General features: G+C 57.4%; 19 protein-coding genes. 7 read left to right on the top strand and 12 right to left on the bottom strand.

The features are described from left to right. Positions 1-52: 52 nt before the first annotated feature. The 3 genes from ACR3EG_RS04145 to ACR3EG_RS04135 form a co-directional block, all read right to left on the bottom strand. Positions 53-199 carry a hypothetical protein gene (locus ACR3EG_RS04145; RefSeq protein WP_170751779.1) on the bottom strand — a complete coding sequence of 49 codons (147 nt, stop codon included), beginning with the start codon at positions 197-199 and terminating at the stop codon, positions 53-55. Between the two features lie 152 nt (positions 200-351). After that, positions 352-552, bottom strand: coding sequence for a hypothetical protein (locus ACR3EG_RS04140; protein WP_480483135.1), 201 nt, complete (start codon positions 550-552; stop codon positions 352-354). A gap of 136 nt (positions 553-688) precedes the next feature. After that, entirely contained in the window at positions 689-1,468 is a 780-nt protein-coding gene (locus ACR3EG_RS04135; protein WP_170751781.1) for a succinate dehydrogenase iron-sulfur subunit, read from the bottom strand. A gap of 163 nt (positions 1,469-1,631) precedes the next feature. On the opposite strand from ACR3EG_RS04135, the gene ACR3EG_RS04130 reads away from it, so the two are divergent. Further along, positions 1,632-2,687: a glycosyltransferase family 4 protein gene (locus tag ACR3EG_RS04130; protein WP_480483133.1), complete on the top strand. Its 1,056-nt coding sequence runs from the start codon at positions 1,632-1,634 to the stop codon at positions 2,685-2,687. 68 nt (positions 2,688-2,755) lie between these two features. Here ACR3EG_RS04130 and sdhA read toward each other — a convergent pair whose 3' ends face one another. From sdhA to ACR3EG_RS04090, 8 genes are all read right to left on the bottom strand, one after another. Further along, positions 2,756-4,561, bottom strand: coding sequence for a succinate dehydrogenase flavoprotein subunit (gene sdhA, locus ACR3EG_RS04125; protein ID WP_209195326.1), 1,806 nt, complete (start codon positions 4,559-4,561; stop codon positions 2,756-2,758). An 18-nt stretch (positions 4,562-4,579) separates the two neighbouring features. Continuing rightward, the gene (gene sdhD / locus ACR3EG_RS04120; RefSeq protein ID WP_209195327.1) at positions 4,580-4,951 is read right to left on the bottom strand and encodes a succinate dehydrogenase, hydrophobic membrane anchor protein; all 372 of its coding nucleotides are present in this window, start codon (positions 4,949-4,951) and stop codon (positions 4,580-4,582) included. Between the two features lie 12 nt (positions 4,952-4,963). Continuing rightward, positions 4,964-5,350 carry a succinate dehydrogenase, cytochrome b556 subunit gene (gene sdhC, locus ACR3EG_RS04115; protein WP_353391213.1) on the bottom strand — a complete coding sequence of 129 codons (387 nt, stop codon included), beginning with the start codon at positions 5,348-5,350 and terminating at the stop codon, positions 4,964-4,966. Between the two features lie 198 nt (positions 5,351-5,548). Beyond that, a complete protein-coding gene (locus ACR3EG_RS04110; RefSeq protein ID WP_480483130.1) occupies positions 5,549-6,211 on the bottom strand; it encodes a DUF1194 domain-containing protein in 663 nt (220 codons plus the stop codon). A gap of 55 nt (positions 6,212-6,266) precedes the next feature. Continuing rightward, positions 6,267-7,295 (bottom strand): MaoC family dehydratase, encoded by a 1,029-nt coding sequence (locus ACR3EG_RS04105; protein WP_480483128.1) that lies wholly within the window; start codon positions 7,293-7,295, stop codon positions 6,267-6,269. Further along, positions 7,295-7,501: a DUF1737 domain-containing protein gene (locus ACR3EG_RS04100; RefSeq protein WP_480483126.1), complete on the bottom strand. Its 207-nt coding sequence runs from the start codon at positions 7,499-7,501 to the stop codon at positions 7,295-7,297. The genes ACR3EG_RS04105 and ACR3EG_RS04100 overlap by 1 nt, the downstream gene beginning before the upstream one ends. 10 nt (positions 7,502-7,511) lie before the next feature. Further along, a complete protein-coding gene (locus ACR3EG_RS04095) occupies positions 7,512-8,066 on the bottom strand; it encodes an NnrU family protein (RefSeq protein WP_480483125.1) in 555 nt (184 codons plus the stop codon). Positions 8,067-8,072: 6 nt separating this feature from the next. Next, complete coding sequence (locus tag ACR3EG_RS04090; protein ID WP_480483123.1) at positions 8,073-8,930, bottom strand: HpcH/HpaI aldolase/citrate lyase family protein; 858 nt, start codon at positions 8,928-8,930, stop codon at positions 8,073-8,075. A gap of 171 nt (positions 8,931-9,101) precedes the next feature. Between ACR3EG_RS04090 and ACR3EG_RS04085 the strand changes: the two genes are divergently transcribed. Beyond that, positions 9,102-9,401: a hypothetical protein gene (locus tag ACR3EG_RS04085; RefSeq protein ID WP_480483121.1), complete on the top strand. Its 300-nt coding sequence runs from the start codon at positions 9,102-9,104 to the stop codon at positions 9,399-9,401. On the opposite strand, the gene ACR3EG_RS04080 is transcribed toward ACR3EG_RS04085, so the two are convergent. Beyond that, positions 9,398-10,153, bottom strand: a complete 756-nt coding sequence (locus tag ACR3EG_RS04080; protein WP_480483119.1) for a sulfite exporter TauE/SafE family protein — start codon at positions 10,151-10,153, stop codon at positions 9,398-9,400. The two genes, ACR3EG_RS04085 and ACR3EG_RS04080, sit on opposite strands and share 4 nt — an antisense overlap. 146 nt (positions 10,154-10,299) lie before the next feature. Between ACR3EG_RS04080 and mdh the strand changes: the two genes are divergently transcribed. The 5 genes from mdh (at position 10,300) to ACR3EG_RS04055 (ending at position 15,084) form a co-directional block, all read left to right on the top strand. Continuing rightward, positions 10,300-11,262, top strand: coding sequence for a malate dehydrogenase (gene mdh, locus ACR3EG_RS04075; RefSeq protein ID WP_170353522.1), 963 nt, complete (start codon positions 10,300-10,302; stop codon positions 11,260-11,262). Positions 11,263-11,580: 318 nt separating this feature from the next. Then, complete coding sequence (gene sucC / locus ACR3EG_RS04070; protein ID WP_480483117.1) at positions 11,581-12,774, top strand: ADP-forming succinate--CoA ligase subunit beta; 1,194 nt, start codon at positions 11,581-11,583, stop codon at positions 12,772-12,774. A gap of 72 nt (positions 12,775-12,846) precedes the next feature. Next, positions 12,847-13,356 (top strand): hypothetical protein, encoded by a 510-nt coding sequence (locus tag ACR3EG_RS04065; protein ID WP_480483115.1) that lies wholly within the window; start codon positions 12,847-12,849, stop codon positions 13,354-13,356. A 34-nt stretch (positions 13,357-13,390) separates the two neighbouring features. Then, on the top strand, positions 13,391-14,272 hold the full coding sequence (gene sucD / locus ACR3EG_RS04060) for a succinate--CoA ligase subunit alpha (RefSeq protein ID WP_170353524.1): 882 nt from the start codon (positions 13,391-13,393) through the stop codon (positions 14,270-14,272). 188 nt (positions 14,273-14,460) lie between these two features. Continuing rightward, positions 14,461-15,084 carry a hypothetical protein gene (locus ACR3EG_RS04055; protein ID WP_480483113.1) on the top strand — a complete coding sequence of 208 codons (624 nt, stop codon included), beginning with the start codon at positions 14,461-14,463 and terminating at the stop codon, positions 15,082-15,084. The last annotated feature ends 4 nt before the right edge of the window (positions 15,085-15,088 follow it).

The following is a 15,088-nucleotide window of genomic DNA, read 5'->3' as shown; positions in this document are numbered from 1 at the left end:
GTAAAAGCAACAGAACAGGCATAGCTATCCATTGCCCATTCCGCCCATCGCATCAAGCCGCGTTCGCGTATTCAAAAAGCTCAGGTTCGCGCAGCTCTGCAGTTTCGGTGGGTTCGGGCATGTAGTAAGCCCATGCCTGTTCCAACAGCGCCAGCGCCTCAGCTGCGTTCGATTTGTTTTCAGATTCTTGCACTTGCATCGGAGCGATCCCATTCCGGTTCCATCACTCCTCCCTGTGCGGAAAATAGGCTGTCAAGCTGCGGGGGTCACCTCATCTTTTTGCAGTCTCGCCATTCCTCATTTGCATGCAAGGCTGGCATATGGTTTTGCCAACCTTGCGGGTCATTTGATTTACGCGGTGACACAGGCATTCGCTTGGGCGGCCTGCGCTTCGCTAACCCCGTTGCCCGGAACAAACACCTCGGTGTGTTTGCCATCCTTACGGACAATCTGAGTGGTGAATTGGCCTTCAATCCCGGCTTGATTTGCGCAATCCACCTGTTTGAAAACAAGGTCCGCCCGGTTACCACTTGATCCGCTGCATGCGGACACAACCGCGAGCGCAACGAGAGGAAAAACCTTTGTCAGCATTCTAGTCATTGAGGTACTCCGATATTTCAATACCCGCATGACACGAAAAACCCTGGGAGGTTTCCATCCCAGGGTTTGTCATTTTTTAAAACTGTGATCAAACTGCCCGTTCGACCATCATCTTCTTGATCTCAGCAATCGCCTTGGCTGGGTTCAGACCCTTGGGGCACGTCTTTGCGCAGTTCATGATCGTGTGGCAACGATACAGTTTGAAGGGATCTTCCAACTCGTCCAGACGTTCACCCGTGGCCTCATCACGGCTGTCGATGATCCAGCGATAGGCGTGCAACAACGCTGCGGGCCCAAGGTAGCGATCGCCATTCCACCAATAGCTGGGGCACGAGGTCGAACAGCTTGCGCACATCACGCACTCATACAGACCATCCAACTTTTTGCGATCTTCGATGGACTGCTTCCACTCTTTCGCAGGGCGGTTGGTCTTGGTTTCCAGCCATGGCATGATCGAGGCATGCTGAGCATAGAAATGCGTCAGGTCCGGTATCAGGTCCTTGACCACCGGCATATGCGGCAGCGGGTAAATCTTCACATCGCCCTTGATCTCATCCATGCCATAGATACAGGCCAACGTGTTGATCCCGTCGATGTTCATCGCGCAGGATCCGCAAATGCCTTCGCGGCAGGACCGGCGGAACGTCAGGGTTGGATCAATCTCGTTCTTGATCTTGATCAGCGCGTCCAAAACCATTGGACCACAGTTGTCCATATCAACGAAATAGGTATCAACCCTAGGATTCTGACCATCATCCGGGTTCCAGCGATAGATCTGAAACTTGCGCACGTTGGTTGCGCCATCCGGCTTGGGCCAGGTTTTTCCGGTTGTGATCCGGGAATTCTTTGGCAGGGTGAGTTGTACCATTTCCGACCTCGCTAAATTCCTGCGCATTGATACACTCAGAACCGCTGAAAGCCAACCATTTAGCCTTGAAAACACCCAATAAAATTAGGCAAATTCGCCTATGCACCGGGATTTAGCAATCAGGCAAGACCCCGCAAATGATGAGCAGCATCCGGGACCCTAAATGCAAACCAAAGTCGCCAATTTTCCATACGGCACGAAGAACCCTTATCAGGATATGATGTATTCGGCTTGCAGCCCCGAATTCACTCTGTCCGCCCCACGCGAGGTTTCGTTTGCGCAATTCGCAAACCCCGATTTCAGAGCAGCACACGGGATTATTCATCTTCATTGGGATGACCGCCTATTCCGTATCGTCGAATCCGATGACACAAGCCCGCTTTTTCAAGAAGTCAAACGAGGACTAGAGCGCTACCGGGAAAACGGCGGGCGTCTGATTTGGACCATCCACAACCAGGCAGCGCACTCGCAGACCGAGCTTACCGACAATTTTCGGCAGATTCGTCAGCAACTGACTCAGATGTCTGACCTGATTCATGTGCATACACCCCACGCGGCGCGTCACATGATCTCGGAATATGGTGCAGATTCAGAGAAGATTCGATTGATTCCCCATCCAAGTTACCTTGGCGTCTATGAGCCGACAGAGGTCACGCTTAACCGGTCAGCGCCCGCCAACCAACCGATCCGGTTCCTGGCTTTTGGTGCAATGCGTGGAAATCGTGACCTGGACAAGCTGCATGAAGCCGCCCGCAAATTGACCAATCGCGGACATTCGTTCGAGCTATCGGTGGTCGGGAAAGTCTTTCGCTCGGGACGCAGGCTAATGCGTCGAATGCAGGTGAATCCGAATGTGACCGTGATTTCCGACCGTGTTCCGGACGACGAAATTCCCACGATTTTCTCGCAATCGCATGTCTACACCTTGCCATCAATGAACACGTTTACGTCGGGAACTGCCATGCTGGCCCAAACCTTCGGGCTTCCGATCATTGGTCCGGACATTGATCCGCACAAACACACGACCCCCGAAGCCTGTCATGACTTGTTGTATCCGGCGCAAAACCCGCGCGGATTGATCCGGACGATGATGCGGGTGATGGAAATGTCAAAAGACGAACTGAACGAAAAACGCCAAACCTGCTTGCAATTCGCTGTTGCCCGCCAACCAGCCCATATCTCTGGTCAGTTGAAGCAAGCTCTCGCAGAACTCACATAAGGAGACTGCCCCATAAAAAAGCCACCCGGCTTATGGGTGGCTTTTTTCGTGGCTTTTAAACAAATGCGTTAGAAGGTCCGCGCCTTCGGTGCGATTTTCTTGAGGCTGATGCCGCCTTCGGCTTCGGTCGTCAGCGGGTCCGCAATCACAGGGCGATAGCTAAGCTCGACTTTGTTCCCCTCGACGCGGCTGACAGTGTGAACACGCCAGTTTTCATCATCACGCTCGGCAAAATCCTCATGCGCGTGGGCGCCGCGGGATTCTTTGCGCGCCTCAGCCCCGACAATCGTCGCCAGAGCGCTTGGCATCAGGTTGCCCAGCTCCAGCGTCTCCATCAAGTCGCTATTCCACACCAACGAGCGGTCGGTGACTTTCAGATCGTCCATCTTGGCGGCAATGGCCGTCATCTTCTCGACACCTTCGGCCATGGTTTTCGCGGTGCGGAACACAGCCGCGTCTGCTTGCATAGTCTTCTGCATTTCAAGACGCAGATCGGCGGTCGGGATTGCACCACTGGCATTGCGCACAGTGTCAAAGCGATCAAACGCTTTATCCACGGACGCCTGATTTAGCACAGGGTTCGACGCATCCGCGTCGACCACTTTGCCGGCCCGGATTGCTGCCGCGCGGCCAAACACCACCAGGTCGATGAGCGAGTTCGATCCCAAGCGGTTCGCCCCATGGACCGAGGCACAACCGGCCTCGCCCACAGCCATCAGGCCGGGAACCACAGCGGTCGGGTCATCGGCGGTGGGGTTCAGAACCTCGCCCCAATAGTTTGTGGGGATACCACCCATGTTATAGTGCACGGTCGGCAGAACCGGGATCGGCTCCTTGGTCACATCGACACCGGCGAAAATCTTGGCCGATTCTGAGATGCCCGGCAGACGTTCTGCCAGTGCCTCGGCAGGCAGGTGCGACAGGTTCAGGTGGATGTGATCGCCTTCGCCACCAACACCGCGCCCTTCGCGGATTTCCATCGTCATCGAACGGCTGACATAGTCGCGTGGCGCAAGGTCTTTGTACTGGGGCGCATAGCGCTCCATAAACCGCTCGCCTTCCGAGTTGGTCAGGTATCCGCCCTCGCCCCGTGCGCCCTCGGTAATCAGACAGCCCGAGCCGTAGATGCCGGTGGGGTGGAACTGCACGAACTCCATATCCTGCAGGGCCAGACCTGCGCGGGCCACCATGCCGCCACCGTCACCGGTGCAGGTATGGGCCGAAGTCGCGCTGAAATAGGCACGGCCATAACCGCCGGTCGCCAGCACCACCATCTTGGCGTTGAACACATGCATTGTGCCGTCGTCCAGCTTCCAGCAGACGACGCCCTGACACTGCCCATCCTCGGACATGATCAGGTCGATGGCGAAGTATTCGATGTAGAACTCGGCGTTGTTCTTCAGCGATTGCCCGTACAGAGTATGCAGGATCGCGTGGCCGGTCCGGTCAGCAGCCGCACAGGTGCGCTGCACTGCAGGGCCTTCGCCAAATTCGGTGGTGTGGCCACCGAACGGGCGCTGATAGATCTTACCTTCCTCGGTCCGGCTGAAAGGCACACCGTAGTGCTCCAGCTCGTACACGGCCTTGGGCGCCTCACGCGCGAGGTATTCCATTGCATCCGTATCGCCCAGCCAGTCCGAGCCTTTGACGGTGTCGTACATGTGCCACTGCCAGTGATCCGGACCCATATTCGACAGTGACGCGGCAATGCCGCCCTGCGCCGCCACTGTATGCGAGCGGGTCGGAAAAACCTTGGTCACGCAGGCGGTGCGCAGCCCTTGTTCGGCCATGCCCAGGGTGGCCCGCAGACCTGCCCCACCGGCGCCGACAACGACCACGTCATATTCATGCGTTTCGTATTCGTATGCAGCCATTTCTTTCAGCTCCGGAAATTAGAGGGCAATGCGGGCGATGGCGAACAGGCCCGCCGCAGCCGCGCCATAGGACAGGCAGGTTGTCAGGATAATTAGGACCTTCTCGGTCGTGCCGTGAGCATAGTCCTCAAGCATCACCTGTGCGCCTTCGGCGAAGTGTTTCATACTGATCACCAGTGTCAGTGCCGCAACAATTGCCGGGAACGGGCGCGAATAGTAGTCCAACACCACATCATAGGGCTGCCCCAGCACGGGACCAAAGGTGAAGATGAACAGCGGAACAAGGATCAGCAATGCCACCGAGCTGACCTTCATCCGCCAGAAGTGGGCTGTGCCTGCTTTGGCCGATCCAAGGCCACTGGCGCGTTTGCGGTCTGTCAGATAACGCATGTCTGGCCTCCTTTACGCAACGATGATCAGGGTCAGCAGGGTCAGGACAACCGACCCGATGACAACCGCCCAACCCAGCTTCTCCGCGACCGGCAACTCCAGCCCCTTCGCGTTGTCCCAGATCAGGTGCCGAACACCTGCCAGCGTGTGGTACCACAACCCCCACAGGGACAGAGCCATCACAAGATCACCCAAAACCGATGTCAGCCACCAATTCGCACGCTCGTATGCTTCGGGCGAGGTTGCGGCGGCCAGAAACCACCATACGATCAGCAAGGCTGCCACGATCATCGCGTTCCCGGTGATACGGGTCAGAATAGAGGTGACCGAGGTCAACTGAGGGCGATAGATCGACAGATGCGGCGATAACGGGCGATTGCCCCGGTTAACATCGGCCATGGCGGCTCCTTTTCGGTTGGCTACCGAACGTTTTACTGTTTTTTGCGACTCTGTCACGTGCTGCAGATGCAAAAAAGCCTAATATTGGAGCAAAATGACGCATATTTGAGAATTGTGATCACACAAAATAATGACGTGATCACAAATGAATTCAAGTCCATCGAGTGTTAGCGCCGCGACTTCCGAATCTGCATTCACTCAGTCCAGACCTGCGGTTTGCTGCGTCACTTCCCGCAACAATTTCTTGCGAATACGTTCGGGGTAGTCCTCAAACCCCGCAGCCGAGACCACAAAGGCCCCTTCGCCCACGATCACGTTTTCAAAGAAGTAGGCGGTCAGGTCTGGTTCGCTTTCTTCGATCGCAATCGCGTTCACGGTTACGCCTTTGCCACGCAAAACTTCATGTATCTCGCTAGGCTCAACCCCTTCGTTAGAGATTCCATCGCCCGAGATATCGATAAGATGCCTTTTGCAGGTGGCGACTTCGTCAAAACTCGACAGCGTCATTTCCAGGGCCTCGCCAATTGCGGTCGAGAAATTACGCCAGACACGCGGGTCAGCAGCCACCTGATCTGCAAACCGATCCAGCGTTTCGAAACTGTCGATATTGGTCCAGGGGATTGTGATCTTCTGCCGCGAGGCGCCTGTCCATTGAACAAGCATCAAGCGGGCCTGACCACGCACCAGTGCTTCGGACACGATGGGATCGCGCAAACCTGCAGCCAACCCGTCCATCTGAATACGGTATTCAGAGGAATCAACCGAGCCAGAGACATCCACTGCCAACGCCAGCGCAAGATCGCAGGCCATGGCGGGTGGAGCCAGGCAAAAACTCAAAGCTAAGGATCGGAACGCGCGCATGACCGCAGCCTACCACGAATGACGCGGGCTGCGATCACATGAATGTGGGTAGGTATCAAACAGGCATCAATGCCCAGTAGTCCAGATCAAGCAACACGTTGGGCATGTAGCGCCCGTCTTCGTTTTTCAGCAGGAAGGGTTCGCCGCACTTTGTTGCGACCAAGCGTAGACGGATCGCCCCCACGCCGGGCACGCCGGTTTCGGCCTTGTCCAGAACCTCGGACCACGCCTTGATCGTATCGCCCGCAAAACACGGGTTGGCGTGCGCGCCGCCATTCAGACCCACCACCATCTGCGCATTGGCCAGACCATTGAAAGACAATGCCCGCGCCATCGAGATCACGTGGCCGCCATAAATCAGACGTCCCTCGGGGCGGAAGGTCAGGTCGAAATGCACTTTGGCAGTGTTCTGCCAAAGGCGGGTGGCCAGCATATGCTCGGCCTCTTCTATGGTGACACCGTCCACGTGGTCGATCTTTTCGCCGATCTCATAATCGCCCCAGCGATGCGCCTCACCGGCTTGGGTAAAATCGTAGTTCGAGAAATTCAAACCCTGCGGAATGACCAGATCACTTGGCTCCAACGCCTTTTTCAACTGCGGCACAACCGCTTCGGGCGCAGGGGCGGACAGGTCCGATTTGCGCACCATCACCCAGCGGACATATTCCATGACCGCCTCATCGCGCTGATTCAGGCCACGGGTACGCACATAAACCACGCCGGTCTTGCCGTTCGAGTTCTGCTTGACCCCGATCACCTCGGATTCCGACCGCAGCGTGTCACCGGCATAGACCGGCTTCAGCCAGCGCCCCTCGGCATAGCCCAGATTGGCAACTGCATTCAGAGAGACATCCGGCACGGTTTTGCCGAACACCACATGAAACGCCGCCAGATCATCCAACGGGCTTTGCGGCAAGCCGGATGCCCGGGCGAACTCGTCCGAGGAATAAAGCGCATGACGCGCAGGATAGAGCGCGTGATAAAGCGCCCGCTCACCGTCGGTAACGGTGCGCGGCACCGCGTGTTGCAGCACCTGCCCTACGGAATAGTCCTCGAAAAAGCGGCCCGGATTGGTCTTTGCCATTATTGCTGTCCCAGTTTCATATCGGGTGAATAGTCGGCCGTGACCTCTTTGGTCACAGCCTGCGCACAGCGCATCACGCTGTTTGCGGCGTCATAGGCGTAAGAGGGATCGCCATACAGCTCCCACCCCTTCGCCAGCGCATCAGACACTTTGTGGCAAAAGGCCGAGGTGTCCTCTTCCGTCAGCAGACGATAGAGTTTTGCCATTTTATTCCCCTTACGATCCGAACGGAGACGGACCGACCAGCCCGTGGATATAGCCGATGACACCCAGCAGAACGATCGAAGCCACAAAGAACATCGCGTCTTTGCCGTAGGTTCCGGGTTCACCGGGTGTCCAGTCAGGCTCGGACTTGTTGATCACGATCACTTCGACCACGGCCCAGGCCAGCAAACCGCCGAACAGGATGATCGAGGCCAGATCGCCATTTACCAGCAGATGCGCAAAGGCCCACAGCTTGAACCCGCCCAGCATCGGATGGCGCAGCTTGTTCAGCAGGCGGCCTTTCTTGGGTGCGGGGCTCATCAGGAAGATGGCGATCAGCACCAGCAGGTTGTTGACGTGGATCAGGAACGTGGGTGGCGCCCAGACATAGATGAAATCGGTCATGCGATAACCGAAGATCATCAGCAAGATCGCTGCCACCAGCGCCAGTGCCACCGCACCTTTGCCGCCATTGCCCATGGCCTCGCGCCGCGCAGGCGCGACGCGTTTAAACAGATGTGCGGCCCACCAAATCGCCACACCAAGGATCAGAAGAACAAAGCCCATGCTGGCTTACCCCGCTTGCAAAGCTGAAATCGCCTCTGCTTTTGCCAGAATTTCGCGGGCGGTTGCAACGTGCAGGTTCTCAACAATTTTGCCATCCACGACAGCAACACCCTGCCCTTGCGCTTCGACCTCTTCAAAAGCAGCGATCTGACGCTGGGCCAAGTCGATTTCCGCATCCGAGGGCGCATAGGCCGCGTTGGTGATTTCGACCTGAGCAGGGTGTATCAGCGTCTTGCCGTCAAAGCCCATATCGCGGCCCTGCGTACATTCTGCGGCCAGACCTTCGTCATCCTTGAAAGCGTTATAAACACCATCCACGATGATCAGGCCCTCGGCCTTGGCGGCCAGCAGGCACAGGCCCAGCGAGGTCATCAGCGGCAGGCGATCGGGACGGAAACGGGTCTGCAATTCCTTCGCCAGATCGTTGGTGCCCATCACGAACCCCGCCATCAGCGGATGCGCGGCAATCTCAGCCGCGTTCAGCATACCGCGCGGTGTCTCCATCATCGCCCAGATCGGGACATCTCCGGTGATCGCCGCCAGTGCGTCCACGTCAGCGGCTGAATTCACCTTGGGCAGCAGAACCACATCGGCATCCATGTCCCGCACGGCTTCGGCATCGGCGCGGCCCCATTCGGTGTCTAGCCCGTTGATGCGCACGATCTTGACCCGCGCGCCGTATCCGCCCACGGCCAGAGCGGCCTTGAGCGTTTCACGCGCGTTCTCTTTTTCATCCGCGGCAACCGCGTCTTCCAGATCAAAGATGATCGCGTCGACCGACAGGGTGCGCGCCTTGTCCAGCGCCCGATCTTTTGAGCCGGGGATATACAGAACAGAACGATAGGGGCGCTGACGGGGGTCCATTGGCCTCTCCCTTAAGAAATAAAGTTGCGCGGAATGGGGCATTTTTTGCCGGAAAGTTCAAGAGCAAAATCGCCGCATTGCAGCATAAGCGACGCAACGTGCGTTGGCTTAACCGGATTTCGGTGCCTGATCCGCACTCTTTGGGACAGATGGAACCGAAAGGGTGCAAGGATGAAGAAGACGCTGTTCAAGATGACAATGGGGCTGGGAATCATGGTTCTGGCCGCCCAGCAGGTACAGGCCCGAACTTGCGGTCCGCGCGAAGACGTGGTCAAGCGATTGACCGAAACCTATGGCGAGACCCGTCAGGGCATCGGCATCGCGCGCCGAGGTGCGGTGATGGAGGTCTACGCCTCGGACACAAGCGGCAGTTGGACGATCACGGTTACGATGCCGGACGGGATGACCTGTCTGATCGCGTCCGGTCAGTCTTATGAGGACATGGCCGAGGCGTTGCCGCCCAACGTCTAGGTCAGCGCGTCCCAGATCAGTTTGCTGCCCGTTAGGGTCAGCAGGACGTAGGCGATGCCAAAGAACAGGCGCTCGGACAGCATGAAATGCGCCCGGACGCCCAGCCACGCGCCAATAATGGCGAATGGGGCAAGCAGCAAATCCGCCAGCGCCGTGTGCCATGTGAACAGGCCCAGATAGGCGAAGGGCACGAATTTCGCTGCGTTGATGACCCAGAAAACCAGCACGGTGCTGGCCTGAAACTCGGTCTTCGTCAGGCGTTGTGACAGAAGGTAAACGGCTGCGGGCGGGCCGCCGGCATGGCTGACAAAGCTGGTGAAGCCGGCCACCAGCCCCGCAAACAGCCCCGCCGAGGGCGGCAAACGGTTGGCAAAGCCGCGAATCCAGCCCTTGCTTTGCGCCACATGCCAGACCACAAACCCGACCGAGATCCCCCCGATCAGCAGACGCAGCAAATCGTCATCTGTCACGCGATACAGCCACGCGCCCAGCGCGATACCAGGCACAGCGCCAAAGATCAGCAGGCGCGAATCCGGCCAGCTCCAGCGTTTCCAATAGGGTTTCAGCGTGGCGACGTCGATCACCATCAGGATCGGCAGCATCAGCGCCAGCGCCTGTCCCGGCGTCAGGATAAGCGCCAGAATCGACGAAGACGCGAAGGCCACGCCCGACCCGAACCCGCCCTTGGAAATGCCGGCGAAGATCACGGCCGGGATCGCCACGGCAAAAAACATCAGGTCCAGTTCGAACATTTAGTCTTCCGAATACTTCAGGAATCGCGCCCCTCGGACGGCACAAATACGGTATGCGGTTGTATGCCACGCAGCACAACCCTTGCACAAATCCGTTTTACCGACTAGCACAACCGCGATTTCTAACCCCATCGGAGATTTTCCACATGGCCAGACCCAAGATCGCGCTGATCGGCGCAGGTCAGATCGGCGGCACGCTCGCCCACCTCGCTGCAATGAAAGAACTGGGTGACGTCGTCCTGTTCGACATCGCCGAAGGCACCCCCGAAGGTAAGGCGCTGGACATCGCAGAATCCGGCCCCTCCGAAGGGTTCGACGCCAAGCTGAAGGGCACCCAGTCCTACGAAGACATCGCAGGCGCCGACGTCTGCATCGTTACAGCAGGTGTTCCCCGTAAACCGGGCATGAGCCGCGACGACCTGCTGGGCATCAACCTGAAAGTTATGAAATCCGTGGGTGAAGGCATCGCCGCCAACGCGCCCGACGCATTCGTCATCTGCATCACCAACCCGCTGGACGCGATGGTTTGGGCGCTGCGCGAATTCTCGGGCCTGCCCCATAACAAGGTGTGCGGCATGGCCGGCGTTCTGGACTCGGGGCGTTTTGCCCATTTCCTGTCGGAAGAGTTCAACGTCTCGATGCGCGACGTCACCGCGTTCGTTCTGGGCGGCCACGGCGACACCATGGTGCCGTCGGTGCGTTACTCGACCGTTGCCGGTATCCCGCTGCCCGATCTGGTCGAGATGGGCTGGACCACGCAGGAGAAACTGGACGCCATCGTTCAGCGCACCCGTGACGGCGGTGCCGAAATCGTTGGCCTGCTGAAAACCGGCTCGGCCTTCTATGCTCCGGCCACCTCGGCGATCGAAATGGCCGAAGCCTATCTGAAAGACCAGAAGCGCGTTCTGCCCTGTGCCGCCTATTGCAATGGCGAGCTGGGCGTAGATGGCATGTATGTCGGCGTCCCCACCGTGATCGGCGCAGGCGGCATCGAGCGTGTTGTCGACATCAAGCTCAACGAAGAAGAGCAAGCCGGTTTCGACAACTCGGTCAACGCTGTGAAGGGCCTGATCGAAGCGTGCAAGGGTATCGACAGCTCTCTGGCCTGATCCTTCCACAGCACAAAATTCAAAAAAACCGGTCCTCTTTGGGCCGGTTTTCTTTTGCAATCAAGGCTGATGCTGGACGTGTCGCCAATGTTGGCGCAAACGTCGCAAATCCTTTATTTGTTGGCACCAATGACCATGCGCATCCAGATATCGAATCAACAAACACCGCCTACAAAGTTTGTGATCACACCAGAAAATACTGTGATCACAAATGCTGAAAATCTTTGCTAAAAACTGCGTCAGCAGCAAAAAAACCTTTAAACTTGTCCCCCAGACACCCCTATAACGATCTAATCGTAGTCAGACGGGACAATTTCGATGAATATTCACGAATACCAAGCCAAGGCTCTTCTTCGCAGCTATGGCGCTCCGGTCTCCGAAGGTCGCGCGGTTCTGCGCGCCGAGGAAGCCAAAACCGCAGCCGGTGAACTGGACGGCCCCCTGTGGGTTGTCAAAGCCCAGATCCACGCGGGTGGCCGCGGCAAAGGTTCCTTTAAAGAGGCTGACGCCGGCGAAAAAGGCGGTGTGCGTCTGACCAAATCGGTCGAAGAAGCCGCCGAAGAGGCCAAAAAGATGCTGGGCCGCACGCTGGTCACGCATCAGACCGGCCCTGCAGGCAAACAGGTCAACCGCATCTATATCGAAGCCGGGTCCGGCATCGAGCGTGAGCTGTATCTGGCCCTGCTGGTGGATCGCCAGACCAGCCGCATCTCGTTTGTCTGCTCGACCGAAGGCGGCATGGATATCGAAGAAGTGGCCGAGTCCACGCCCGAGAAAATCCTGTCCTTCTCGGTGGACCCTGTGACCGGCTATCAGGCTTATCACGGCCGCCGCATCGCCTTCTCGCTGGGTCTGGAAGGCGCGCAGGTCAAGCAATGCGTCAAGCTGATGGGTCAGCTGTATCAGGCCTTCGTCGAGAAGGACATGGAGATGCTGGAGATCAACCCGCTGATCGTGGCCGAAGGCGGCGACCTCAAGGTGCTGGACGCCAAGCTGGGCTTTGACGGCAACGCGGTTTACCGCCACCCCGACATCGCCGAGCTGCGCGACGAGACCGAAGAAGACCCCAAGGAGCTCGAAGCCTCAAAATACGACCTGAACTACATCGCGCTGGATGGTGAGATCGGCTGCATGGTCAACGGTGCCGGTCTGGCGATGGCGACGATGGACATCATCAAGCTGTACGGGGCCGAGCCTGCCAACTTCCTCGACGTGGGTGGCGGTGCCACTAAAGAGAAAGTGACCGAAGCGTTCAAGATCATCACCTCGGACCCGAACGTCAAAGGCATTCTGGTCAACATCTTCGGCGGCATCATGCGCTGTGACGTCATCGCCGAGGGCGTAGTTGCCGCGGTGAAAGAGGTCGGCCTGCAGGTTCCACTGGTCGTGCGTCTGGAAGGCACCAATGTCGAGAAAGGCAAAGAGATCATCAACACCTCTGGCCTGGACGTAATCGCGGCGGACAACCTGAAAGACGGTGCCGAGAAGATCGTGAAGGCGGTTAAGGGTTGATGAATTCCATCATCAGTCAAACATTCACTTTGAATTCGTCTTCGCTAAACCAAAGAGCTCAATGAACGTCCAATGAAACTAAAACTTATCGCAGCAGCGATCACTTTGTTGGCTTTGAATGCATGTACTGAACCATTGACGCCGGAAGAAAGAGCCGAACAAACGGCGCGCAACCTGCCGTTGCCGACCGCGGCCATTCCGGACTGTGTTTCAACTGCGCTGGGTCAAAATGGAAACTACTCAAAACTGGTAGCCTTGGGATACGAGAACTACAAACCAATAACCAAATCCGGAGTAAACTTCCGAGGCAAAGAGGGGAGTGTTCTGCTGGGAGACAAAACCACCTTGAACTTCCAAAAGGGTATTGGTTGTGAAGCTGAGTATTCCAACGAAACCGATGATTTTAACGTCATTGGCGCGGCTTGGATTTCTGCGTTGAAAAACGCGGGATACGAACCATCAACCAACGGTGGGCAGATTTCTTTCGTCGCCAATGGCGTGCCGATGCGATTTGACGGAAACCACCGTGTTGGCAATTACTCAAATGTCATGGCTTTCAGCATCAAACGCGGTGATCGGTAACTAAGCGACACCCCGAAAACAGGAGACTCCTAAAATGGCAGTCCTCATCGACGAAAATACCAAAGTGATCTGTCAGGGCTTTACCGGCTCGCAGGGCACATTCCATTCTGAACAGGCCATCGCCTATGGCACCAAGATGGTCGGCGGCGTGACCCCCGGCAAAGGCGGGATGACGCATCTTGACCTGCCCGTGTTCAACTCGGTCCACGAGGCCAAGCATGTGACCGAAGCCAATGCCTCGGTGATCTATGTTCCGCCGCCCTTCGCGGCCGACTCGATCCTTGAGGCGATTGACGCCGAGATGGAAGTGATCGTCTGCATCACCGAAGGCATCCCGGTTCTGGACATGATGAAGGTGAAACGCGCTCTGGAGGGCTCGAAATCGCGCCTGATCGGCCCGAACTGCCCCGGTGTCATCACGCCCGACGCCTGCAAGATCGGCATCATGCCCGGCCACATCCACAAGCGCGGTTCGGTCGGCGTTGTGTCTCGTTCGGGCACTCTGACCTATGAGGCCGTCAAGCAGACCACCGATGTGGGTCTGGGCCAGTCCACCTGTGTGGGCATCGGCGGCGACCCGATCAAAGGCACCGAGCATATCGACGTGCTGGAATGGTTCCTGGCGGATGACGAGACCCACTCGATCATCATGATCGGTGAGATCGGTGGCTCGGCCGAAGAAGAAGCCGCACAGTTCCTGGCGGATGAGGCCAAGAAGGGCCGCAAAAAGCCGGTTGCGGGCTTCATTGCTGGCCGTACAGCCCCTCCGGGCCGCCGCATGGGCCACGCAGGCGCGATCGTCGCCGGTGGCAAAGGCGGTGCCGAGGACAAGATCGAAGCCATGCGCTCGGCCGGTATCGTTGTGGCAGAAAGCCCCGCGACGCTGGGTGAAGCCGTGCTGGAAGCGATTGGCTGATGACAAACCGACTCTCCACAGGCGCTGAGGGCAGCGCCCGACCCTGGGTGGGTGCTGCAAGCGCCCTCCCGGGGGGAGGGTCGGGCACTGCCCGGCGTTGCCGCCGGGCGGGTGCAGTATTCGTCGCGCTAAGCACTCTGTGCAACCCCATATATGCATCCGGCGAACCGGAAACCGTCCGCAATGTATTGAGCCTGTGTTCTGACTTAGGAAACAACGTTGCGGCGGTTAATGACGAGTTGAAAAATCTCGGCTGGCAAGCTGCTGAAACACCGCAAACGAGTTTGAACGTGCTGTTCTGGTCGTTGTTTGCGCGGGACTTCGCAATCTTTGGCGATGAAGCCCTCGAGCGAATGGCAAATAGCGACGACCTTGGCACGCAGCTTGGTTATTTGATTGTAAATGCTGATTTCAAGGCCGCCTCAATCCTTGGCAACTCTGCGCTGCCTCCGAACCAGCCCGCATATAGCAAAGGCGAGTACCAACTGGCAGTTCTCGGCGTAAGCCTGGGTAAGGGTTACTGCATCATGGCGGGACCCAGCACCATCCTTGACACCGTAACACAGTTCGACAGTTTTGCAGAAAAATGGCCTGAGGACATGCCAAAGAGCAACCGGGACGGCGTGACAGCGTTGTTTGGAACGCTGGGCAACGCAAATATCTTTGCCGCCAATCTGGACGAACCGGCACTCAGAACGCTCTATTCGTCGACGACAATCGAGCTACCCGAGTCCAGAAGAACATTCGATCCGCAAATCTTCGATGCTCTGCCACCGGCAGTCATCAGCATCTCTCCCACTAAGTCTCAGTGAGGTA

The sequence above is a fragment of the Ruegeria sp. AM7 genome (assembly GCF_056535965.1).
This window is presented reverse-complemented; position numbering and strand designations above follow the sequence as displayed.

What these genes read in the sequence shown, in the direction of transcription:
- ACR3EG_RS04145 (WP_170751779.1), bottom strand. Translation starts at nt 199, where the DNA reads ATGCAAGTGCAAGAATCTGAAAACAAATCGAACGCAGCTGAGGCGCTG.
- ACR3EG_RS04135 (WP_170751781.1), bottom strand. Translation starts at nt 1,468, where the DNA reads ATGGTACAACTCACCCTGCCAAAGAATTCCCGGATCACAACCGGAAAA.
- ACR3EG_RS04130 (WP_480483133.1), top strand. Translation starts at nt 1,632, where the DNA reads ATGCAAACCAAAGTCGCCAATTTTCCATACGGCACGAAGAACCCTTAT.
- sdhA (WP_209195326.1), bottom strand. Translation starts at nt 4,561, where the DNA reads ATGGCTGCATACGAATACGAAACGCATGAATATGACGTGGTCGTTGTC.
- sdhD (WP_209195327.1), bottom strand. Translation starts at nt 4,951, where the DNA reads ATGCGTTATCTGACAGACCGCAAACGCGCCAGTGGCCTTGGATCGGCC.
- sdhC (WP_353391213.1), bottom strand. Translation starts at nt 5,350, where the DNA reads ATGGCCGATGTTAACCGGGGCAATCGCCCGTTATCGCCGCATCTGTCG.
- ACR3EG_RS04110 (WP_480483130.1), bottom strand. Translation starts at nt 6,211, where the DNA reads ATGCGCGCGTTCCGATCCTTAGCTTTGAGTTTTTGCCTGGCTCCACCC.
- ACR3EG_RS04105 (WP_480483128.1), bottom strand. Translation starts at nt 7,295, where the DNA reads ATGGCAAAGACCAATCCGGGCCGCTTTTTCGAGGACTATTCCGTAGGG.
- ACR3EG_RS04100 (WP_480483126.1), bottom strand. Translation starts at nt 7,501, where the DNA reads ATGGCAAAACTCTATCGTCTGCTGACGGAAGAGGACACCTCGGCCTTT.
- ACR3EG_RS04095 (WP_480483125.1), bottom strand. Translation starts at nt 8,066, where the DNA reads ATGGGCTTTGTTCTTCTGATCCTTGGTGTGGCGATTTGGTGGGCCGCA.
- ACR3EG_RS04090 (WP_480483123.1), bottom strand. Translation starts at nt 8,930, where the DNA reads ATGGACCCCCGTCAGCGCCCCTATCGTTCTGTTCTGTATATCCCCGGC.
- ACR3EG_RS04085 (WP_480483121.1), top strand. Translation starts at nt 9,102, where the DNA reads ATGAAGAAGACGCTGTTCAAGATGACAATGGGGCTGGGAATCATGGTT.
- ACR3EG_RS04080 (WP_480483119.1), bottom strand. Translation starts at nt 10,153, where the DNA reads ATGTTCGAACTGGACCTGATGTTTTTTGCCGTGGCGATCCCGGCCGTG.
- mdh (WP_170353522.1), top strand. Translation starts at nt 10,300, where the DNA reads ATGGCCAGACCCAAGATCGCGCTGATCGGCGCAGGTCAGATCGGCGGC.
- sucC (WP_480483117.1), top strand. Translation starts at nt 11,581, where the DNA reads ATGAATATTCACGAATACCAAGCCAAGGCTCTTCTTCGCAGCTATGGC.
- ACR3EG_RS04065 (WP_480483115.1), top strand. Translation starts at nt 12,847, where the DNA reads ATGAAACTAAAACTTATCGCAGCAGCGATCACTTTGTTGGCTTTGAAT.
- sucD (WP_170353524.1), top strand. Translation starts at nt 13,391, where the DNA reads ATGGCAGTCCTCATCGACGAAAATACCAAAGTGATCTGTCAGGGCTTT.